The sequence below is a fragment of the Bacillus sp. Marseille-P3661 genome (assembly GCF_900240995.1).
Lineage (GTDB): Bacteria > Bacillota > Bacilli > Bacillales > Bacillaceae_J > OESV01.
Map to the genome: position 1 here is coordinate 394,755 of NZ_LT965953.1, position 22,439 is coordinate 417,193.

Annotated in this window: 18 protein-coding genes; 14 read left to right on the forward strand and 4 right to left on the reverse strand. The window is 35.6% G+C overall.

Annotated features, from left to right (window positions below):
• Positions 1–250 precede the first annotated feature (250 nt).
• From C1724_RS01830 to C1724_RS01845, 4 genes are all read left to right on the forward strand, one after another.
• Positions 251–751 carry an Lrp/AsnC family transcriptional regulator gene (locus C1724_RS01830; protein WP_102346696.1) on the forward strand — a complete coding sequence of 167 codons (501 nt, stop codon included), beginning with the start codon at positions 251–253 and terminating at the stop codon, positions 749–751.
• Positions 748–1,923, forward strand: coding sequence for an aminotransferase (locus C1724_RS01835; RefSeq protein ID WP_102345047.1), 1,176 nt, complete (start codon positions 748–750; stop codon positions 1,921–1,923). Before C1724_RS01830 ends, C1724_RS01835 begins: the two co-directional genes overlap by 4 nt.
• Positions 1,924–2,321: 398 nt before the next feature.
• Complete coding sequence (gene gndA, locus C1724_RS01840; protein ID WP_102345048.1) at positions 2,322–3,728, forward strand: NADP-dependent phosphogluconate dehydrogenase; 1,407 nt, start codon at positions 2,322–2,324, stop codon at positions 3,726–3,728.
• A 260-nt stretch (positions 3,729–3,988) separates the two neighbouring features.
• Entirely contained in the window at positions 3,989–5,113 is a 1,125-nt protein-coding gene (locus C1724_RS01845) for a GerAB/ArcD/ProY family transporter (protein ID WP_102345049.1), read from the forward strand.
• 113 nt (positions 5,114–5,226) lie between these two features.
• On the opposite strand, the gene C1724_RS01850 is transcribed toward C1724_RS01845, so the two are convergent.
• From C1724_RS01850 to C1724_RS01860, 3 genes are all read right to left on the reverse strand, one after another.
• Entirely contained in the window at positions 5,227–6,396 is a 1,170-nt protein-coding gene (locus tag C1724_RS01850; RefSeq protein WP_102345050.1) for a Ger(x)C family spore germination protein, read from the reverse strand.
• Complete coding sequence (locus tag C1724_RS01855) at positions 6,393–8,039, reverse strand: spore germination protein (RefSeq protein ID WP_102345051.1); 1,647 nt, start codon at positions 8,037–8,039, stop codon at positions 6,393–6,395. Before C1724_RS01855 ends, C1724_RS01850 begins: the two co-directional genes overlap by 4 nt.
• 265 nt (positions 8,040–8,304) lie before the next feature.
• The gene (locus C1724_RS01860) at positions 8,305–9,657 is read right to left on the reverse strand and encodes a sodium-dependent transporter (protein WP_102345052.1); all 1,353 of its coding nucleotides are present in this window, start codon (positions 9,655–9,657) and stop codon (positions 8,305–8,307) included.
• A 425-nt stretch (positions 9,658–10,082) separates the two neighbouring features.
• On the opposite strand from C1724_RS01860, the gene yugI reads away from it, so the two are divergent.
• The 4 genes from yugI to C1724_RS01880 all read left to right on the forward strand — a co-directional run bounded on the left by yugI (position 10,083) and on the right by C1724_RS01880 (position 14,152).
• Positions 10,083–10,511, forward strand: a complete 429-nt coding sequence (gene yugI / locus C1724_RS01865) for a S1 domain-containing post-transcriptional regulator GSP13 (RefSeq protein ID WP_102345053.1) — start codon at positions 10,083–10,085, stop codon at positions 10,509–10,511.
• Between the two features lie 338 nt (positions 10,512–10,849).
• Complete coding sequence (locus C1724_RS01870) at positions 10,850–12,052, forward strand: iron-containing alcohol dehydrogenase (RefSeq protein ID WP_374703413.1); 1,203 nt, start codon at positions 10,850–10,852, stop codon at positions 12,050–12,052.
• Positions 12,053–12,133: 81 nt separating this feature from the next.
• A complete protein-coding gene (locus C1724_RS01875) occupies positions 12,134–13,483 on the forward strand; it encodes a glucose-6-phosphate isomerase (RefSeq protein WP_102345054.1) in 1,350 nt (449 codons plus the stop codon).
• 264 nt (positions 13,484–13,747) lie between these two features.
• Positions 13,748–14,152 carry a YugN-like family protein gene (locus tag C1724_RS01880; protein ID WP_102345055.1) on the forward strand — a complete coding sequence of 135 codons (405 nt, stop codon included), beginning with the start codon at positions 13,748–13,750 and terminating at the stop codon, positions 14,150–14,152.
• Here the strand turns inward: C1724_RS01880 and C1724_RS01885 are convergent.
• Positions 14,149–15,153 carry a potassium channel family protein gene (locus tag C1724_RS01885; RefSeq protein ID WP_102345056.1) on the reverse strand — a complete coding sequence of 335 codons (1,005 nt, stop codon included), beginning with the start codon at positions 15,151–15,153 and terminating at the stop codon, positions 14,149–14,151. The genes C1724_RS01880 and C1724_RS01885 overlap by 4 nt on opposite strands.
• Before the next feature lie 176 nt (positions 15,154–15,329).
• Between C1724_RS01885 and C1724_RS25390 the strand changes: the two genes are divergently transcribed.
• The 6 genes from C1724_RS25390 (at position 15,330) to nosZ (ending at position 22,431) form a co-directional block, all read left to right on the forward strand.
• Positions 15,330–15,467, forward strand: a complete 138-nt coding sequence (locus C1724_RS25390) for a hypothetical protein (protein WP_180994093.1) — start codon at positions 15,330–15,332, stop codon at positions 15,465–15,467.
• 289 nt (positions 15,468–15,756) lie between these two features.
• On the forward strand, positions 15,757–17,397 hold the full coding sequence (locus C1724_RS01890; RefSeq protein WP_180994094.1) for a Na/Pi cotransporter family protein: 1,641 nt from the start codon (positions 15,757–15,759) through the stop codon (positions 17,395–17,397).
• Positions 17,398–17,551: 154 nt separating this feature from the next.
• Complete coding sequence (locus tag C1724_RS01895) at positions 17,552–18,538, forward strand: DMT family transporter (protein ID WP_102345057.1); 987 nt, start codon at positions 17,552–17,554, stop codon at positions 18,536–18,538.
• 111 nt (positions 18,539–18,649) lie between these two features.
• The gene (locus tag C1724_RS01900; protein WP_102345058.1) at positions 18,650–19,630 is read left to right on the forward strand and encodes a DMT family transporter; all 981 of its coding nucleotides are present in this window, start codon (positions 18,650–18,652) and stop codon (positions 19,628–19,630) included.
• 470 nt (positions 19,631–20,100) lie between these two features.
• Entirely contained in the window at positions 20,101–20,541 is a 441-nt protein-coding gene (locus C1724_RS01905) for a cytochrome C (RefSeq protein WP_102345059.1), read from the forward strand.
• A gap of 12 nt (positions 20,542–20,553) precedes the next feature.
• Positions 20,554–22,431 carry a Sec-dependent nitrous-oxide reductase gene (nosZ, locus tag C1724_RS01910; RefSeq protein WP_102345060.1) on the forward strand — a complete coding sequence of 626 codons (1,878 nt, stop codon included), beginning with the start codon at positions 20,554–20,556 and terminating at the stop codon, positions 22,429–22,431.
• The last annotated feature ends 8 nt before the right edge of the window (positions 22,432–22,439 follow it).

Genomic DNA, 22,439 nt, shown 5'->3' on the forward strand with positions numbered 1-22,439 from the left:
GGCAACCATATTTCTAAAATTGCATATCGTAAAGGAGTATGATTTTTACGGTATCTGAACGTTTGACAACGAGTTAGACTTGGTTAACCTTTTTAAAGATATCCTGAAAGATAATCGAACAATTAGGTTAAAATAGCGGTATAGTTAAACCTATTTAAATTTTATTAACTTTAAAATAAATTACCGCTAAAAATTGCTTGTATCTGTTATAATGGGTCTAAAAACAAAAACGATTCTTGAGGGGCGTGAAATAGCAGTGGGTGAAAAAGAAATTGAAATTCTAGAGATTCTTGAAAAGAATGGTCGTTTACCGATAGAAGATTTAGCTAAAATGCTAGACATAACAGTTCAAGAAACGGAAACGATTATCAAGAAACTCGAGGATGACAACATCATCTTAAATTATTTAACAATTGTTGATTGGAATAAAGTTAACAAGGACCCTGGTGTAACAGCGATGATCGATGTAAAGGTAACCCCGAAACGGGACGTTGGTTTTGATGATATTGCTAAACGTATTTATCGATTCGAAGAAGTGAAGTCTGTCTACTTAATGTCAGGTGCATATGACTTATCAATCGTTATTGAGGGTAGAAGTATACATGAGGTTTCGCGTTTCGTCTCTGAAAAATTATCTACATTAGATTCTGTTATATCGACAACTACTCACTTCATAATGAAAAAGTATAAGCATGATGGAACAATTTTTGGTGACGACGAGAAGGATCGTCGAATTGTGGTGACACCATGAGTAAGCACCACTATCTTTCCGATACAGTAATCGATTTAAAACCATCAGGAATTCGCCGCTTTTTCGATTTAGCTGCCGGTATGGAAGGTGTTATTTCTTTAGGCGTAGGTGAACCAGACTTTGTGACATCGTGGTCCATTCGTGAGGCAAGTATTCTTTCATTAGAGGAAGGTTATACGGCTTATACAGCAAATGCAGGACTATTAGAATTACGTGAAGAAATTTCAAGGTATATGGTTAACAAATTTGGTGTTAAGTATAGTCCAAAAGAGGAAGTGATCGTAACAGTTGGTGCAAGCCAAGCATTAGATATTACTTTCCGTGCGATTCTTAATCCTGGTGACGAGGTCATTATTGTTGAACCATGTTTCGTTGCGTATGAATCGATAGTTAAGCTAGCTGGTGGAGTTCCAGTTTCGGTTCAAACATCAAGTCAGGATGAATTTAAACTGCAGCCTGAACAAATTGAGGCTGTTATAACGCCACGTACAAAAGCGATCTTGATTTGTACACCAAATAATCCAACAGGTTCAGTTCTTGTAAAAGAAGAGCTCGAAAAAATAGCGGAAATCGTTGAAAAGTATGATCTTCTTGTTATTTCTGATGAAATCTATGCAGAACTATGCTATGACCAAGATTATACGAGTTTCGCGAAGATTGATAGAATGCACGAAAGAACGATTGTAATCAATGGTTTTTCTAAAGGCTTTGCAATGACAGGCTGGCGACTAGGTTTCGCTGTTGGTCCTAAAGAGTTTATCCAAGCGATGTTAAAAATTCATCAGCATACAATGATGTGTGCTCCAACAATGGCGCAATATGGTGCGATTGAAGGGTTGAAAAACGGCATGCAAGATGTGGCTGACATGAAAAAAAGCTATAATCGCCGCCGAAATTATTTTGTTAAATCACTAAATGAAATCGGTTTAGATTGTTATATGCCGGGCGGAGCTTTTTATGCATTTCCTTCCATTAAAAGAACAGGTATGACGTCGGAAGAATTTGCTGAGAATCTTTTAAAAGAAGAAAAGGTTGCGGTAGTGCCTGGTAACGTTTTTGGAGCAAGCGGTGAAGGACATATCCGCTGTTCATATGCTTCATCAATTGAGCAGCTCCAAGAAGCGATCAAGCGAATGAAACATTTTATTGAACAATTACAGATTAATGTATGATAATATGTTTATGGGGTTTGCATACTAAGAAGTATTAACATGGGGTGTCTTCATGGCATCCCATTCATTTTACCGTTCTATGAAATTTTTTTTATTAATAATGTGGTGCTTGAGAAATAAAAATTCATTAAAAAACACGTGTGCCCGTAATGGCAAATTACGATGTCCTTAAAGGGATGACCAAGGCCCTCTTTTCTTATACTTTAATTCTTTAGTGAAGTTAAACATACTTAAAGTATAATAAAGGGTCGTTAATAAATGGTAGATATGTGTAAACTAAATATGTATATGGCCTTTATACGTTTCAATGAGGAATTCCTTATTTCTTTAATAGCATTGATTTATATTTTATGGTAAAGATAACAAATATGATATTTATTGAAAGGATGTAGCTACATATGAAACAACAACAAATCGGGGTAGTAGGATTAGCAGTAATGGGTAAAAACCTTGCTTTAAATATGGAGAGCAGAGGCTATTCAGTTGCCGTATATAACCGCTCACCTGAAAAAACGAAAGAAATGATGGCTGAAGCAAGTGGAAAGAACGTAAAGGATACATATAGCCTAGAGGAATTTGTTCAATCATTAGAGTCACCGCGAAAAATTATGATCATGGTCAAAGCGGGTGTACCAACTGATGCTACGATTGAGCAACTTGTACCTCTATTAGATAAAGGTGATATTTTAATTGATGGCGGGAACGCCTATTTTGTAGATACAATGAGACGGAGTAAGGAATTAGCGGAAAAGGGCCTTCATTTTATCGGAACAGGGGTTTCTGGTGGTGAAGAAGGTGCTTTAAAAGGACCATCGATAATGCCAGGTGGCCAAGAAGAAGCTTATGAGTTTGTACGTCCAATTTTCGAAGCGATTTCTGCAAAGGTTGATAACGAGCCTTGTACAACATATATTGGACCGGATGGCGCGGGTCACTATGTAAAAATGGTCCATAACGGAATTGAATATGGTGATATGCAATTAATTTGTGAGGCATATTCAATTATGGCAAATGTTCTTGGTTTAGATGCGAATGAGTTACATTCAGTATTTTCTGAGTGGAACAAAGGCGAGTTAGACAGTTATTTAATTGAAATTACAGCAGATATCTTTACAAAAACAGACGATGAAACTGGTAAGCCAATGGTAGATGTCATTTTAGATACGGCCGGACAAAAAGGTACGGGAAAATGGACAAGTCAAAGTGCATTAGATTTAGGTGTACCACTTCCGATTATTACAGAATCTGTATTTGCAAGATTTATTTCAGCAATGAAAGATGAAAGAGTTCGTGCAAGCAAAATTTTAACAGGTCCATCAACTAACGGATACGAGGGCGATAAATCCGAGTTAATTGAAGCTATTCGGAAAGCACTTTATATGAGTAAAATTTGTTCGTATGCACAAGGTTTTGCGCAAATGCGAGCTGCCTCTGAAGAATATAACTGGGATCTAAAATACGGGAATATCGCGATGATTTTCAGAGGTGGATGCATTATCCGTGCACAATTTTTACAAAAAATCAAAGAAGCATATGACAAAGATCCACAGCTTGCCAATTTATTATTAGATCCATACTTTAAAGATATCGTTACAGAATATCAAGAATCACTTCGTAAAGTTTTGAATGTTGCTGTTAACCATGGTATACCTGTACCAGGCTTGGCAAGTGCATTATCTTACTTTGATAGCTATCGTTCAGAACGTTTACCAGCTAACCTTTTACAAGCACAAAGAGATTACTTTGGTGCGCACACATATGAACGTGTAGACAAAGAAGGAACATTCCATACACAGTGGTTTTAAAATAAATAATATTATATTAGCAAGGACATTACATGTTTAGTTTATGTAATGTCCTTTTTGTTAAGTTGGGATTAATTTTCTAGGTCTTTTTTCTTATGTAGTTCATTACAAGAGATTATTATCTTTATGTTGTGGCTAAAATGCTATTGAGATTATGAAAAGAATAACGAATCAAGTCGTATTTAGTAGTATCGAAAATAGTCTTTATTTTCTTTCTATTATTTCGTTACATCTAGAAATAGAAGGTGGATTTCAACAGTATGGTTCGTATTACTAAAATCCAATTATTTTCACTAATTATGTTATTTGAAATTGGGAGTACAACTCTATTTGCTTTAGGGATTGGAGCGAAACAAGATGCATGGATTGTTGTGTTAGTTTCTTCATTTGTAGGAGGACTCCTCTTATGGGTATATACACAAGTTTCTAAGTATTACCCAAATCAGAACTTTGCTGAAATTTTAAATCAGGTTCTAGGAAAAAGATTAGCGGCACCGTTGCTGCTTTTATTTGGACTTTATTTTTTAAGTGGTGCTAGCCATAATTTTTACGAATTTGGTCATTTAATCAAAGTGACAGCGCTGCCGAAGACTCCACTTTTAGTTATCTTGTATTTATATATCATAGCTGCTATCTATATTCTTAATTTAGGATTTGAAGTTTTTGCTCGTACTGCAGAGATTTTATTTCCGGTTTTTTTAATTTTCTTAGCAGCCATCTATATTATCACGCTTATCTCAGGTAACTTTAATCTTAGTGAACTGCTTCCAGTACTAGGTCATGGTTTATCTCCGGTCATATCGGAATTATATCGAGTAATTGCTTTTCCTTATGGAGAGATGCTCGTATTTCTAATGTATTGGCACTATGTAGAGCAACCACAAGTAATAAAAAAAGTAGCATTTTCAGCGTTAGTTCTATCCACATTAGCTATTATTTTAACGTTGATTGCGATCATTGCTGTATTAGGTGTAAATCTTGCTGGAAACGCCGAAATTCCATTGTTAGAAACCATACTTTCAATAAATATAGCGGATATTATTACAAATTTAGATATGATCGCTGTATTAATTATGTTTATTGGTGGTTTCTATAAAATGTCTATCCATTTTTATGGATTTGTTCTAGCGATAACCTGGCTATTGAATACTAAAAGTTCTAAAAAAATTATGATCGTTACAGGAATGCTGTTTCCTTTATACGTTAGCTACCGATTTCCAGGGCTAGATTATAAACATTGGAAAGGCGATATAGATATGTATACTATATTATTATATTCATTTATACCCATTCTGCTTTTAATCCTTATATATATTAAAAGAAAGAGACATTGGGGTTATCCTCAAAAGGAGAATTCAAATGCAAAACATACAGACAATATTTAGAGAAGATATTCATTCAGGCGTTATGCTTCTAGGCGGTGGCACTTATGTTTTGATATTAGTATTTGTAATATTCTTCCGTTTGATTGTTTCAATCATGAAACGGTAAAGACCGTTTATTCCTCTGGTTTAAACGGTCCTTTCATTAAGCCTGAACTTGTTATATTTACATTCACATTTAAGGAATAGGGTACCTCAGCAAATCTTTCTGACCAGTCCTCTTTTACACGATTCCATGTATCAGGATCCTCTTTATTTAATGTTGTACCAAATCCAAATATGTCGGCTTGAAGTGATTGGGCTTTATTGATTGCCTTATTAATTTCTTCTTCGATGATTTTTTTATTTTCTTTTTCAAGTGCATCCAGATAATCTACTAATTGTTTTGAGCTTTCAAAGGTTTCGGTTGCCTGTTGTTCTGTTAGTAATCCTTCTTGTGTGATATCAATTGTAAAGGAAATTCGCTCACCGTTTACTTCAGGTTTAATGGTGGCATCCATTTTTGTTACTTCTACCGTTGCGTACTTGTTCTCATGTAATAGTGATGGAAGGGAAATTGCACCGGTCTCAATATCACCTTTTACCCATCTATACCCTCTTGTTTCACTATCATTCAAAAACCCTACTAATTTATCTCCTTTAAATACAGCGCCACCAGAAAGCTTTACGTTTTTTTTCTGTGAACTGTTTTCATTGTCTTCAATATTTAAAACACCAGCTACAGGATCAATTCCCTCTGCTAAAGAATCTTTATAATACGAAAGCATATTGATGGAGGTAGAGTTTAAATGATGCGGCGTGTTTTCAAATACATTTTTTAAAAAGTTAGCTGGAATGCGGGATACTCCCATAGTTTTAGTTTCTAATATTTTTCTTGCACTTGTATCTTTCGTAATACCAATCCAAACATATCCTCTTATTTCTTTTCCTCTTTGAAAAGAATCCAAAATTGGCAGCAGTCCTTCTTTTGCCAATTCCTCGCTAATGATAATCACTTTATTATGAGCATAAAATCCGCGCCGATCGACAATTTGATTAGTTTTTCTTATCGCTTCAAAAATTGTCTTTCCAGTTGTAGATACAAGTAAAAATGGCTTATCGGGACTAGGTGTTTGTGTGCTTTCAGCAGCAGGTTTTAAAACTTGCGAAGTAAATAAAAAATCTCCCGTATCCTGATCTTTATCAATACCGATCGCTGCCACAATTCCAATTTGATTTAGTTCTTTTCTATCCCAACATCCAGATAATAAAAGTATACATAGGATAACGAATATAGTCCGTCTCAAATTTGCCCATCCCCTTCAGTAGTAGGTTTAGTAGGCTTATTTTGTAAATTTTGTTTTTTTGACTTTTTCCACGTTATCGTCTGGGGTCTGGATTTATGGAACCATAAGGGCATCCGAATCAAAGAGTCCTTCCATTCACTCCAGATAATGGGAGCTTGTGGAGATAAATAGGGAGTACCAAATGAACGTAAAGAACACATATGTCCTAACAACATTAAAAATCCCATTAATATTCCATATAAACCTAATGCACCTGCTAAGATCATAAGTAGAAAGCGTGATAGTATATTGGCATCATTTAATGATGGAACAACGAAACCACAAATCCCAGTAAGAGCTACCACGATTACCATCGGTGCACTGACAAATCCAGCTTGCACTGCTGCCTCGCCTATTACTAATGCTCCAACAATACTAATTGCTGCTCCAACTGGCCGTGGCATCCTAACCCCCGCCTCGCGAAGAATTTCAAAGACAATGGCCATTAGCATTGCTTCAATAAATGTTGGAAACGGTACTTTTTCTTCCGCTGCGGCCATTGTTGTAAGTAGGAGAGCAGGTACCATTTCATGATGGAAGGTTGTCAGGGCTATATATATTGCAGGGGTTGCAACAGTTAAAAATAATGATAGTAAGCGTAATAGCCTTATGAGTGATGATAAATATGGCCGTGAATAGTAATCTTCGCCAACCTGAAGATTTTCAACGAAAACATGCGGAACGGTTAATACAAATGGTGTGCCATCACAAAATACGGCAACTCTTCCTTCTAGCAACTTACCAGCTATTTTATCAGGTTTTTCACTATTCGCTACTGTTGGAAAAATAGAATAAGGATGATCTTCAATAAATTGTTCGATATAGCCTGATTCTAAAATAATATCTGTATCAATTGCGTTTAATCGTTTTTTTACTTCATCTACTACTTTGGGATTTGCAATACCATTTATATAGCCAATTCGAATATTCGTTTTTGTTTGTTTCCCTAGTTTCATACCCTCAAAGATTAAATTCGGATTATTGATTTTTCTACGAATTAAAGAAGTGTTTACCTTTAAAATTTCATTAAAACCTTCTCGTGGCCCTCTAACGCTTGATTCTGTATCCGGTTCCTCAACATTTCTAGCTTCATATCCTTGGGTACTTACAAGTAGTGCGGTATCATATCCCTCTATTAAAACAAGTGTTTCGCCCATTAAAATACTTTCTGTAACCGCATCTATTTTCCGTTCTTCCTTAATACTAGATGTGCTTAATATCCTCTTTTTTAGAATTGTTAGAAAGTCCTCGGTTTCAGCAAAGGAATACCTATTGGACATTACCGTGAAATCGGGTTCCATTAATGACTTTACTACATGTAAATTAATATAAGCCTCACTAACAAGCCCATCAATAAAACAAATAAAGACATTAACTTTTTTTGTTGATACAAATTCAATTTCTCTATACTTCACATCATCACTTTTGCCTAATATGCTTTTAAGAGTATTTATATTATAGTTTAAATTTTTATCAATAAGATTATGATCTTGTGTTGTAGGAAGCTGTTCGACAGTATTAGAATTTGGAGCAGCTTGCTTATTTTGAGCGGCATTTTTTCTGAATAACTCAATTTTTTTAGTATACCGAAACTTTTTCACCATCTTTTTCCTCTTTCAAGTAAGTTTATTCATTTTATTATCTGTAAAAAGAAGAAGAAAATTCCATACGGGTAAATTTATTTAGTAAAAGCCTAGTAAATAATTAGGGGAATGTAGAAGGGGGAGAAGAATTGGGTTTGCTCAATGGCATAATAAAGAGGATTATTAGAACTTAAATTAAGTCTCATAATCCTCTTATAGTTAATTTATATGTTGTTATAACATGCTCATCCTTCAACAGGATATGTCTTGCCGGTGCTTGTGCTGATTAAACACTTAGCAATCCTAAAGCATGTAGAAATACAATGATTATTCCAATAGGAACAATAAAACGAATCGACCAATACCATAGTGTAAACACTTTTGCACTTACAGAAGTTGATCGTAAAAATTCCTCTTTAAGAATTTGTTTCGGTATTTTTAGTCCTATAAATAAGGCAATGAGTAAAGAACCGCCAGGCAGTGCAATATTACTTACAAAGTAATCTGCTAAATCAAAAATAGTTCTGTTCATTAACGGTTTATAATCAGCTAAAATACCATAGGACAATGCGGACGGAATACCAACGATGAATATCAAGATTCCAGATATCCATGCAATTTTTTTGCGTTTCTCAGGTTGATTTTTAGAGATGGTTGCAATCACAATTTCAATCATCGAGAAAGCAGAAGTTAATGTTGCAAACAACATTAGGATCATAAATGCGACAAAGAAAATATGGCCGTATGCGATATGTTCAAAAACCGCAGGGAAAATGATAAAGATTAAAGCGGGTCCACTATTAGGTTCAAAACCAAGTGCAAAAACTGCTGGGAAGATGGCTAAGCCAGCTAATAATGAAATGAAAATGTTTAAACTAACAATCGAACTAACAGAGCGTGGGAGACTCTCCTTTTTTGAAAGGTAAGAGCTGTAAGTTACCATTACAGAAATCCCAATACTTAATGCGAAAAAGGATTGTCCTAATGCCATTATTAACGTTTCTGACGTTATTTCAGTCCATTCTGGTTTTAGGAAGAACTTTACTCCTTCCATCGCTCCTTCAAGAGTTAACGAGCGAATAACAAGAATAATAAATAAGATAAATAAAGCAGGCATCATATAATTATTTGCTTTTTCGATTCCATTTTTAATACCGCCTTGAACAACTAGAATCGTAATAATTAAAAAGATCATTTGTGTAATCATTACTTCAAACGGATTAGAAATGATCTGTCCAAAAAGCTCACCATATTGTTCATTTGTAAGGCCACTTGTCATACCGAGTATGCCCCGGACTGTATAGGATATAATCCAACCACCAACAACGCTGTAAAAAGATAGTAGTACAAATGACGCGACGACACCTAATATTCCGATCCAGTGCCAAGCTGTTCCAGGTGCAAGCTTTTTATAAGCAGTGATTGCATCCTTTTGAGTATTTCTACCAATAATAAATTCCGCAAATAATAATGGAGCTCCAAGAATGATCGTAAATAATATAAAAAGGAGTAAGAAGATTCCTCCTCCGTTCGTACCAGTCATATAAGGGAATTTCCAGATGGCTCCTAATCCTATCGCTGACCCTGCAGCCGCTAAGATAAAGCCAAGCTTTGATGACCATTGGTCACGTTTTTCCATATAAGCATTCGACTCCTTTCCATTTAAATATAATAGAGTATTTTGTCGAAATATGAAAGATATATTTGTATAATTTTCTGATAAAGTGAAACTTCCATAGTTGGTGTGATTTTCCGGTAATAGATATACAATTCCTTATAAATGAATAACATTAGGTTGCCCTATTTGTGTTTAACAACACTATTCCATATTTTTTTGTCCGTTGGTTACTTAATATAAATGAGAACAAATAATTACCCCAAAATCTTTCAGTTTACTGTTAAAATAGCTGAAATATTTCCAACAATAACAATTCTTTACCTAATAAATGTGAGGCAAGTTGTATAAAATATAGGTGTTATGGAAAACCAAGCTTTGATAATGAAAGTACTTTGTGGTATACTTCTACAATGCGCACATAAAATGAATAAATTAGGAGTGTTTCCATGTCAGAAAAATACACAATCGGTCAAGAGTTAACTGGTAAAGTTACCGGAATTCAACCATATGGAGCTTTTGTAGCTTTAGATGAAAATACACAAGGATTAGTTCACATCTCAGAAATTACCCATGGCTATGTAAAGGACGTGAGCGAGCATTTAGCAGTGGGAGACGAAGTTAGTGTAAAAGTTCTATCTGTTGACGAAGCGGCAGGTAAAATTAGTCTTTCTATTAAAGCAACTCAAGAGGCACCGGAACAAACTGAAGTACCAGCTCAACAACCAAAGAAGGAAAGAAAAGCACGTCCACAAGCTAAAAAGCAACCACAACAACAAGTGGACACAGCAGCTACTTCAGGTTTCAATACACTTAAAGACAAGCTTGAAGATTGGATTAAACAATCATCAGATCGTGAAAAACTATTAAAGAAGTAAATAGCGATAGAAGAAACTCGACGGGGTTTCTTCTTTTTTTTAGGAAAAAAATTATTCCAAAGAACTTTTTAAGATTAGCACAAAAACTTATCAACAAATTATTTAATGAATCAACATATTATAACAATTAAGAAGTATCTTAAATAAAAATGAACAAATGAACAAGTACATATATATATTAAGATTTCCACTATCCCTTTTATTTTACGCTTTTCTTGGAATACTAAAAAAGCTGTCAATTATTCGCGTAATTTCTCGTTTTTTAGTGAAATAACGTTGTTATGGTTGACTATGATTATAAAATATCATTTGGTATTATTATGTAATGGTGGAAAAACATGCACTACGCTTACATCTTAGAAAAGGAAGTGTATTTGTTGGATTCATTTATTTTTCAAAACCCAACTCGGTTAATTTTCGGAAAAGGACAATTACAGGCGCTAAAGGAAGAGGTACCTAAATTTGGTACAAAACTATTGTTAGTGTATGGTGGGGGCAGTATTAAGAAATCGGGTCTTTATGACCAAGTGACCTCGCTCCTTAAAGAAATTAATGTTGAGATTTATGAGCTATCAGGAGTCGAACCTAATCCGCGATTGTCAACTGTACATAAGGGAATTGAAATTTGTAAAAAAGAATCAATTGAGATTGTTTTAGCTGTAGGCGGTGGAAGTGTAATTGACTGTTCAAAAGCTGTTGCAGCTGGTGCAAAGCTTGACGTTGATATTTGGGATGTAATTACGAAAAAGGCAGTAGCAACTGATGCTTTACCAATTGGCACAGTGTTAACATTAGCGGCGACAGGTTCTGAAATGAATGCAGGATCAGTTATAACTAACATGGAGACAAAGGAAAAGTATGGATGGGGTAGCCCTGCCGTATATCCTAAGTTTTCTATATTAGATCCAGAGTTTACATATTCTGTTCCCCAAAATCAAACCGTTTATGGCATCGTAGATATGATGTCACATGTTTTAGAACAATATTTTCATAAAACAGAAAACACACCATTGCAGGATCGTATGTGTGAGTCTGTTTTAAAAACGGTAATGGAGACAGCGCCAAAATTAATAAATGATCTGAACAATTACGAATTACGAGAAACAATTTTATATGCAGGAACGATAGCTTTAAATGGCTCATTATCAATGGGATCTCGCGGTGACTGGGCCACACATAATATTGAACATGCAGTTTCTGCTGTTTATGATATTCCGCATGCAGGTGGATTAGCCATTTTACAGCCCAATTGGATGATTCATGTTTTAGAACAGCACGTGAAGAAGTTTAAACAGCTGGCCATTAGAGTTTTTGATGTAAATCCAACAGGGAAAGAAGATCGTGACATTGCGCTAGAAGGAATTGAAAAGCTTCGCGTATTTTGGTCCTCAATAGGAGCTCCTTCGAGATTAGCAGATTATAACATTGATGATTCACAATTAGATTTAATGGCAGATAAGGCTATGGCAAATGGAGAGTTTGGAACTATTAAGAAATTGAATAAGCACGACGTATTGGAAATTCTGAAAATGTCTTTATAAGGTGAAGAAATATGTGAAACAAAAACATCAGAATTTCATCAGGAAATAGCGTGTTTTTCTAAATAAAAATGGAGGCTGGTTATGGCACATATTAGTTTTGATTATTCAAAGGCTCTAACTTTTTTTAATGAGGATGAATTAAATTACTTAAGTGATTTTGTTAAGTGCGCACATCATTCAATACATGAAAAGACGGGTGCAGGTAACGATTATTTAGGCTGGGTTGAATTGCCTACAAATTATGATAAGGAAGAGTTTGCCCGCATTCAAAAAGCCGCAAGCAAAATCAAAGCAGATTCAGATGTACTGCTTGTCATTGGTATTGGTGGCTCATACTTAGGAGCACGGGCGGCTATCGAGATGTTAAACCATTCTTTCTACAATGCCATATCTAAAGAAAAACGGCAAGGAACGCCACAAGTGTTTTTTGTGGGTCATCATATAAGTTCTACATATGTTCAAGAACTATTTGATTTACTAGAAGGGAAGGATATTTCGGTAAATGTTATTTCTAAATCAGGAACAACAACTGAGCCGGCGATTGCTTTCCGGATCTTTAAAAAGCATCTAGAAGAAAAATATGGTGTTGAAGAAGCGAGAAAGCGAATTTATGCAACGACAGATCGTGAAAAAGGTGCATTGAAAACTTTAGCGACTGAAGAAGGCTATGAAACGTTTGTTGTACCCGATGATGTTGGGGGCCGTTATTCAGTATTAACTGCAGTTGGACTGTTGCCAATTGCCGTTAGTGGTGTAAATATTGAAGAAATGATGAGCGGAGCACGCGAGGCACAGGACGATTTTAGCAAGTCTGAATTAGTAGAAAATCCTGCGTATCAATATGCGGCTGTTCGAAACATTTTATACAATAAAGGTAAAACGATCGAAATGTTAATCAATTATGAGCCAGCACTTCAATATTTCTCTGAATGGTGGAAACAGTTATTTGGGGAAAGTGAAGGAAAGGATCAAAAGGGGATCTTTCCAGCATCTGCAAACTTCTCAACCGATCTTCACTCATTAGGTCAATATGTTCAAGAGGGTCGTCGTGATTTATTTGAAACTATTATTAATGTTGAAAAACCTAAATATGAAATTACGATTGAGAAAGAAGCAAACGACTTAGATGGACTTAATTATTTAGCGGGAAAGACAATGGATTTTGTTAATAAAAAAGCATTTCAAGGAACCATGCTTGCCCATACAGACGGGAATGTTCCAAACTTAATTGTAAATATACCAGAGTTAAGTGCTTATACTTTTGGATATCTCGTATACTTTTTTGAAAAAGCATGTGCAATGAGTGGTTATTTATTGGGAGTTAACCCATTTGATCAACCAGGGGTGGAAGCATATAAGAAAAATATGTTTGCATTGCTAGGGAAACCAGGATTCGAAAAAGAAAAAGAAGCATTAGAAAAAAGATTATAATGAAAAAAGCATTCAAATACCATATGGCGTTTGAATGCTTTTTTGCTTGCACCAGTTTAGTAATATTTCTTGCACATTCTTAGTAAAGTTTACCATTAGTAAAGAATTAAAGTATAAGAAAAGAGGTCCTATTGGTCATCTCCTGGGACATCGCCATTTGATATTGTGGGCGAATGACGTGTTTTTCTAATCGAATGATAATGATCGAGCTTGGACAACCTATTAAATAAATGAATGATAATATTTAAAGGGGTTGTGAGCTAGATGATACCAATTTCATCTTCTATAGAAAATCGTACATTTCAACTAATTGACCTTGAATCAAAGCTAAAACCGCTAGGATATGTTATCGGTGGTAATTGGGATTATGATCATGGTTATTTTGATTATAAAATTGCCGATGATCATGGAAGTTATCAGTATTTAAGAGTTCCATTTGAAGCCGTTGATGGACAATTAGATTCTAATGGAACAACAGTAAAGCTGCGACAACCGTTTTTACTTTCACATAATTATCAAGAAGGTTTGGATGATCACGCAGGAACAGGCGTTTTTTCTGGTACGACCGACCAATTTCAAGAACCTCAAGATCCTGATGCAGAATATCCACCTGAACTTGTTGATATGGGAAAGTCTCTTGTGAATGAATTAGAAGATATACTCCGCTAAGGGACAATAACTAATAATAAATCATTTTCTGTAATTGTACGAGCGGGAGGAGGATGAATAAAGGCTTCTTCTCCTCTTTTAATACCGATAAGTAACCGGTCATAGTCATCTATTAATGTATGGGCACATTCTGCAAAGGTTTTGTTAACTAGATTATTTGGAACTTCCATTAATTTTATCTTACTACCTTTAATGTAATTCAATAATGAAAATACGACATCTGAGATTCCGTGTGATTGTAGACTATCGATCATAAGATAACTAGATAATAGGTATGTTTCAATTAACTCATCTGCTCCAGCTCGTTTGGCGTTATTAACTTGGTGTGGAGTCAAAATTTCAATAATGCAGTAAACAGTCGGATTAAATCCTTTAATTGCTAGCAATGTTAATATGGATTGCATATCCGCTTCATGCTCATTTCGATTTGCATCCGCTGTTATTAAAACAGTTTCAGCATCCATTATATTTGCTTTTTTTAAGGTTTCATCAAGAGAAGAGTCTCCTTTAATAAAATAAATATTTTTATTATTTAATGGGTGTTCTTCGAGTGTACCATCAATAAGTACGATATGTGTTGAAGGTTCTAATGATATAATTTGATTGATTGTATTTCTGGATTTTTCATTCCAGCCGACAATAACGAGATGTTTTTCTCCCTTATATGCTGCACTGCCTTCTTTTAAACCGCTAAAAATATTTACTACTGCTGTAGAAAGGGTAACCATATAAAAAGTAACCAAACCTGCTCCAATAAAAATTAACAGAATAGCCATTAGTCTCCCAATAGTGGTCGTTGGAACAAAATCACCGTATCCAACTGTTGATGTTGTTACAATGACCCACCATAATCCATCGAAGATAGTTGGAAACTCCTCAGGTTCTACGAAATGTATGGCAATTCCCATAATAATAGCTACAACGAATATAACAGTGAGTAAGCGAATGATCATATGTGACCGTAGAAAACTTGTATATATCGCACTAAAATAAAGTCGCATGTTTACCTCCGTATTAAATGCGGGATATTATCATTATTTACAGGTGCGATGTTCATAAACATGAGGTTGAAAAATTTCTAAAAATCTGTTGCGCAACACAATATACTGTTATATAATACGAATTACCGATATATCTGTTATAATACAGTGGTGAGGACTAATAGGGGGGAGATATAATGGAAATGTACCAACAAGCATATAATAACTATCTAAAAAATTGTGAAAGGTATGAAATTGATAGAGTTATTGATTTTAAACAATTTCTTGAGCAACTAACAAGTGAGCAAATTGAGAAATTAAGTCAAGTATCTTAGGAGAGAATACATGAAAAGTGATGTCAATGAGCTATTTCGATTATATGTTTTAAACCGTTAAATCGTCTGTTTCCTTTTAAAGTAAGGTGAACAGGCGATTTTTTTTTGAAGTTTGTGCTAGTAATATTAAAAAAACGAATTGTAAATTTAGTGTAAATTTTAATCGCAACTTATTTACAATATCTTAATCTTCTTACATACTATGATAGGCGTGTCTACATGTCGAATCTTGTAGGCGGTGAATAGAATAGTAATAATTAAAAACTAAGAATTTAAAGGGGTTGGAAAAGTGGAACTCGATGTACAGAGTATGATATTTGAGTTTCTAGGTGGTCTAGGTATATTCTTATTCGGTATAAAATTTATGGGCGATGGTCTTCAAAAGCTTGCCGGAAATAGACTTAGAGATATTTTAGACAAATTTACTACTAATCCGATAATGGGAATACTAGCAGGAATTATCGTAACCATTTTAATTCAATCAAGTTCAGGTACAACTGTACTAACGGTTGGTTTAGTTAATGCCGGCTTTATGACCCTAAAACAAGCCATTGGGGTTATTATGGGGGCCAATATTGGTACAACAGTAACGGCATTTATTATAGGATTTGACGTAGGCGCATATTCTCTACCGATTATAGCTATAGGTGCATTTTTAATCTTTTTCTTTAAACATAAAAAAGCCAATTATGCAGGTCAATTATTCTTTGGTTTTGGGGCACTATTCTACGGCTTAGAATTAATGGGTGCCGGAATGAAACCGTTGCGTTCATTACAAGCTTTTCATGATTTAACAGTTAGCATGAGTGACAACCCAATTTTAGGGGTGGTAATTGGTACTGTTTTTACAGTAATCGTACAGAGCTCAAGTGCAACTATTGGTATACTTCAGGAATTATTTGCGCAAGGTGCAATTGACTTAAAAGCAGCGCTACCAGTATTATTCGGGGATAATATTGGAACAACCATCACAGCTGTTTTAGCATCTTTAGGTGCTTCAGTTGCAGCTAGGCGTGCGGCTTTAACACATGTTATTTTCAACTTAGTTGGAACAACAATTTTCTTGATCATTTTAGGACTCTTTACGAAATTAATTGCCGCACTACAAGCGAATATGAATTTAAACGAAGAAATGACAATTGCCTTCGCACATGGTATTTTCAACGTTACGAATACAATCATTCAGGCTCCATTTATTGCGGTGCTTGCCTTAATCGTTACAAAGTTAATTCCAGGTCAGGAGATAACAGTTGAATATAATACAAAAGGATTGGATCCATTGTTTATTGAACAATCACCGTCGATAGCATTAGCTAATGCGAAAAAGGAATTGCTTCGAATGGGTGAGTTTTCAATTAAAGGTTTAGAAGAGTCACATAAGTACTTGAATACTAAACTCCCAGTACATTCTGAATTAGGCTTACAGTATGAACAAGCGATTAATAATTTAGACCGTAAAATTACGCAGTATTTAATTGATGTCGCATCAAGTGGAGACATTACCGCACAAGATTCAGAAGTGCATTCTATTTTAATGAATACAGTCAATGATATCGAGAGAATTGGAGATCACTTTGAAAATATAATCGAATTAGTAGATTATCAGATTGCGAATAAAGTTAAATTGACAGATCAAGCAATTACAGATTTAGAGGAAATGTTTGAATTAACGATTGCGACTGTAAAAGAGGCAATGCTATCTCTTGAAAAACAAGATATGACATTAGCACAAGATGTTATTCAAAAAGAAGTTGAAATTGATAAAATGGAACGCAATCTTCGGAAAAAGCATATTATTCGTCTAAATGAAGGAATATGTCAGGGTACTGCAGGTATTGTATTTGTGGATATAATTAGTAATTTGGAAAGAATTGGCGACCATGCTGTTAACATAGCAGAAGCAGTTCTAGGTGAAGACTCAGATGAATAGATAAATGAAGAACCTTTCTAACGCGGGCTCTACGTTGGAAAGGTTCTTTTGTTATATCTCGAAAATAGTTTGTATACAGGACAAATGTAAGTGTTTTATAATAGTCAAGTGTATTCGAAATAATTGGAATTTTACGGGAACAGGAGAGGTTATCTTGAAAGCTATATTTATTGGAGTGGTTGCTTCATTTTTTTTTGCATCGACTTTTATTATCAACAGGTCAATGGAGCTTGGGGGTGGAAGTTGGTTATGGAGCGCTTCACTCCGTTATATTTTTATGATTCCATTTTTAATGGTTGTCGTGTTCTTTAGAGGTAATTTCAAGTCTTTGCTCAAAGAAATGAGGGCAAGGCCGTTTCAATGGTTATTATGGAGTTCTGTTGGGTTTGGTTTATTTTATACCCCGATAACATTTGCTGCAGCCTATGGACCTGGCTGGCTTGTGTCAGGTACATGGCAAACAACGATTATTGCTGGCTCATTGCTAGTCCCTTTTTTAAAAACTAAAGTAGAAACAGAAAAGGGTCCTATCTTAATAAAGGGAGAAATCCCTGTAAAAGGTCTAGTGTTCTCATCAGTAATTTTAGTAGGTGTCATTATCCTACAAGTGCAGCAAGCATCAACTGTAAATATTAACACGATGCTATTAGGAGCTTTGCCCGTTATTATAGCTGCTTTTGCTTACCCGTTGGGAAATCGGAAGATGATGCAAATTTGTGATGGACGTCTTGATACGTTTCAGCGTGTGCTAGGCATGACCATCGCAAGCATGCCTTTTTGGTTGTTTGTATCAGTGTTTGGCTATTTAGCACATGGTGCACCATCTAAAAGCCAGTTAACACAATCTTTATTAGTAGCGATTTGTGCAGGTGTTATTGCTACAGTTCTATTTTTCTATGCAACCGACCTTGCTCGGAATAGCACTAAACAAATGGCTGCTGTTGAATCAACTCAGTCAGGATCGGTGATATTTTCCGTTTTGGGAGAAATGATTTTCTTAAGCGCAGCGATTCCAAGCAATGTATCATTGGTTGGACTATCATTAGTGGTCATAGGGATGATATTACATAGTGCGTTATCTAATAGAGGCACTACTATGATCAAGGGTGTATCAAAGAAAGGTTCTTTTAATTATAAATAGTAGTTAAAGGTGTTCTTAATTGTTAATTTTCTAGATTGAATCGTTTCAATCCGTTATAATATACGTATAAATTCTGAAATGTTGGAACATTCAGTATAGAAGGAGGGCAAATTGAAGGCAATATTAATTGGAATAGTGGCTTCGTTCTTTTTTTCATCAACTTTTATTATTAATCGAGCAATGGAGCTAGAAGGTGGAAGTTGGCTATGGAGTGCTTCACTACGCTTTATTTTTATGGTTCCCTTTTTATTACTTATCGTGTGGTTTAGGGGGAATTTAAAGCCATTGTTCAAAGAAATGAAGGAAAGGCCGACTCAATGGTTACTATGGAGTACTGTAGGATTTGGATTATTTTATACTCCAATAACATTTGCAGCAGCGTATGGACCTGGTTGGCTTGTGTCTGGAACATGGCAAATAACAATTATTGCTGGTTCATTACTTGTTCCTTTTTTAAAGACTAGAGTTGAAACGGAAAAAGGCCCAAGATTTGTACAGGGAGAAATCCCTGTAAGAGGCTTATTATTTTCATCAGTCATATTATTAGGCGTGATTATTTTGCAAGCGCAGCAAGCATCAATGGCTAATATGAACTCAATGCTGTTAATCTCATTGCCCATAGTATTCGCTGCTTTTGCATATCCTCTAGGGAACAGGAAGATGATGGAAATTTGCGATGGACGTCTGGATACTTTTCAACGAGTTTTAGGCATGACAATAGCTAGTTTTCCTTTTTGGATAATCGTGTCCGCATTTGGCTATATGGCTCATGGCACCCCTGTGTTAAGTCAGGTTATTCAAACATTAATATTGGCTATTACTGCAGGGGTCATAGCAACCGTTCTGTTTTTCTATGCAACCGACTTGGCGCGGAATAATAATAAACATATGGCTGCTGTAGATGCTACACTATCGGGTTCTGTTATTTTTTCTGTACTAGGAGAAATAATATTTTTAGGTGGGTCCATTCCTAGTATGCTGTCGTTGGCTGGGTTATTCATAGTTATTACAGGTATGATTTTGCACAGTGTTTTTTCGAATCGAACAAAAATACATGTTCAAGTTACGACAGAAAAGAGGACGGTAAATTAATTAAGTGTTTTGGCAGATCAAATCGAGTATGATTTGGTCTTTTTTTATCGTGCTTTTTTAATTGCTGTTCAATTTTGAGCAGCTCAAGTCGTTTTTGGGAGATCGAGTCAGAATCAACCAAGGATTCTGACAGGAACCGGTTGTATTGCAAGAAAGAAGTCAGAATTCCTCTAATAATTAAAGTTAGTACGTCCATACTCTATTTGTTTGAGAAGCTTTTAACGGAATTGATGTTAATTAAAACTATTCAAGTATTGTAAATCATAGTTCAGGTGTGAGTAAGATCACACCTGAATAAGCAAGCAAACATTCGTGCTAATTGTGACTGATATTTGACCTAATTGTGTTGAATTTGTGAATAGCTAATTATGTGTGAGGTATATCACACCCTAAACATTTGACGACCGATTACTATATGGGTGTAGCAAGTTTTACTAACATAACAATGTTTGAAAGGGGGGCAATGCGAAATGAAAAACTCGGTCATTATCTTTTTAGTATTTTTATTAGTAGGTTTCGGTGGGGGATATGTGTTCTTCCAATATAGTAATACCGCTGATGTTGCATCACCTGCACCTGAAGCTACTGAAATTGAAACTGATACAACAACTCCACAAGAAAGTGCAACTACTGAAGAACCGAAAACCGTTTCTGCAGAAGCTCAAATTATTACTGACAAAGGCTGTCTAGCATGTCACGCAGTTGAAAATCTTGGCTTACAAGGTGGGGCAACAGGTCCTGACTTATCACAGGCTTTTAACAATGTAGAAGGTAAACATGGCAAACCAATTGATGAGTTTTTAAAAGAACCAACTTCAGCAGTTATGTCTAGTGTAATCAGTGGAAACCCACTTACAGATGAAGAAGTTACATCAATAGTAGAAGCATTAAAAATTGCGAGTGAAAAATAGGAGGTGCTTTACATGAAGAAAGGGTTAGTCCCAGCTTTAACAGGGCTTGTAGCAGGTGTTGTTGCATCGACAGTATTCTTTGCAGGGAACGACATTGGCCCGAGAACAACCGCAAGTACGTCATCACCAGCTAGTACAAATGCAGAAAAGGTTTATGTTCCAACAGGTGAACTTGATGAGTACTACTTATTTGCATCAGGTGGTCACTCAGGTCAAATGTTCATTTATGGTGTACCGTCAATGAGACATATCCGTACTGTTCCAGTCTTCTCACAAGACTCAGCAACAGGTTACGGTTGGTCAGAGCATTCAAAGGAATTAATGGGCGACTACACATGGGGAGATCTTCACCACCCAGCTTTCTCTGAAACAAAAGGTGAATATGATGGTAAATGGATGTTTGCAACTGACGTAGCGAACAGCCGTGCAGCCGTAATGGATTTAGAAAACTTCCAAGTTAAAGATATTCTAGAGGTTCCGAACACAAGTGGTCCGCACTGCGCGATGTTCGTAACTGAAAACACAGAGTATATGTTCTTACCAACTCGTTTCTCAGTACCATTAGGAAGTGAGTATGCTTCACTAGATGAATATAGCTCAAAATACTATGGAGTAATGAGCGCTGTACAATTTGATGAAGAAGCTGAAAAGTTAGGTGTGTCTTGGCAAGTAGCTCTTCCACCATGGAGCTATGATTTATCAGATGCTGGTAAAGGCCCTTCACATGGTTGGGGTGTAATCACAACTTACAACACTGAAGAAGGAACAACTAATCTTGAAATTAACGCGTCTCAAGCAGACCGTGACTATATCGTTTTATTCAACTGGAAAGAGCTTGAAAAAATGGTAGCTGAAGGACAATATGAAGAAATAAATGGTGAAAAGATCATCTTCCCTGAAAAACATAAAGGTGGATTATATCTAGTGCCTGTAGCAAAATCACCACATGGTGTTGACGTAACTCCAGATGGTACACGCTTTATTGCCTCAGGTAAATTAGCACCAGCTATGACAGTGTTTTCTTTTGAAAAAGCATTCCAAGCTATTGAAAATGGTGATTTCGCTGGCGAAAAATATGGTATGCCAGTTATCAATTACGATTCAATAGTAGAACGTGAAGTTAACCCTGAAAATGCACTTGGACCATTACACACTCAATTTGACGATCAAGGCATGGCTTATACAACAATGTTCATTTCTTCTGAAATCGTTAAATGGGATCCAAATACAGGCGAAACGTTAGATCGTGTACCTGTTCAATATTCACCAGGTCACTCAGTTGCTGCTGAAGGTGACTCAGCATCACCAGATGGAAAATATATCATCGCATTAAACAAGATTGCAAAAGACTTATTCTTATCTGTTGGTCCGTCACATCCAGAAGCAATGCAGTTAATTGATTTAAGTGGAGAAAAGATGGAAGTTATTATGTCCGCTCCAGTAAATCCAGAGCCACACTATGCTCAAATGATTAAAGCAGATAAAATCAAAACATTTGAAGTTTATGAAAAAGATGAATCTAATCCACATGCAGTTTACAGTCAAGATCAAACACGTATTGAACGTAATGGTAATGAAGTAACTGTTTACGGTATCGCAATGCGTTCGAAATTTATCTTTGATTCAAAATCAGATCGTCCAGATGTAATTGAAGTTAACGAAGGCGATAAAGTTACGATTCATTTAACAAATATTGATTTCGATGAAGACATTACACACGGTTTTGCGATTAACCAACATAACTTAAACTTTGAGGTACAACCAGGTCAAACAGAAACAATTACATTTACAGCTGATAAAGCTGGTACGTGGCCATTATATTGCACAAACTTCTGTTCTGCATTACACCAAGAAATGTCAGGATATCTATTAGTAAAACCAAAGAATTAAGCACTAAA

Coding starts and splice junctions, on each gene's coding strand:
- C1724_RS01835 (WP_102345047.1), top strand. CDS start 748: ATGAGTAAGCACCACTATCTTTCCGATACAGTAATCGATTTAAAACCA.
- gndA (WP_102345048.1), top strand. CDS start 2,322: ATGAAACAACAACAAATCGGGGTAGTAGGATTAGCAGTAATGGGTAAA.
- C1724_RS01845 (WP_102345049.1), top strand. CDS start 3,989: ATGGTTCGTATTACTAAAATCCAATTATTTTCACTAATTATGTTATTT.
- C1724_RS01855 (WP_102345051.1), bottom strand. CDS start 8,039: ATGGTGAAAAAGTTTCGGTATACTAAAAAAATTGAGTTATTCAGAAAA.
- C1724_RS01860 (WP_102345052.1), bottom strand. CDS start 9,657: ATGGAAAAACGTGACCAATGGTCATCAAAGCTTGGCTTTATCTTAGCG.
- yugI (WP_102345053.1), top strand. CDS start 10,083: ATGTCAGAAAAATACACAATCGGTCAAGAGTTAACTGGTAAAGTTACC.
- C1724_RS01870 (WP_374703413.1), top strand. CDS start 10,850: ATGCACTACGCTTACATCTTAGAAAAGGAAGTGTATTTGTTGGATTCA.
- C1724_RS01875 (WP_102345054.1), top strand. CDS start 12,134: ATGGCACATATTAGTTTTGATTATTCAAAGGCTCTAACTTTTTTTAAT.
- C1724_RS01880 (WP_102345055.1), top strand. CDS start 13,748: ATGATACCAATTTCATCTTCTATAGAAAATCGTACATTTCAACTAATT.
- C1724_RS01885 (WP_102345056.1), bottom strand. CDS start 15,153: ATGCGACTTTATTTTAGTGCGATATATACAAGTTTTCTACGGTCACAT.
- C1724_RS25390 (WP_180994093.1), top strand. CDS start 15,330: ATGGAAATGTACCAACAAGCATATAATAACTATCTAAAAAATTGTGAA.
- C1724_RS01905 (WP_102345059.1), top strand. CDS start 20,101: ATGAAAAACTCGGTCATTATCTTTTTAGTATTTTTATTAGTAGGTTTC.
- nosZ (WP_102345060.1), top strand. CDS start 20,554: ATGAAGAAAGGGTTAGTCCCAGCTTTAACAGGGCTTGTAGCAGGTGTT.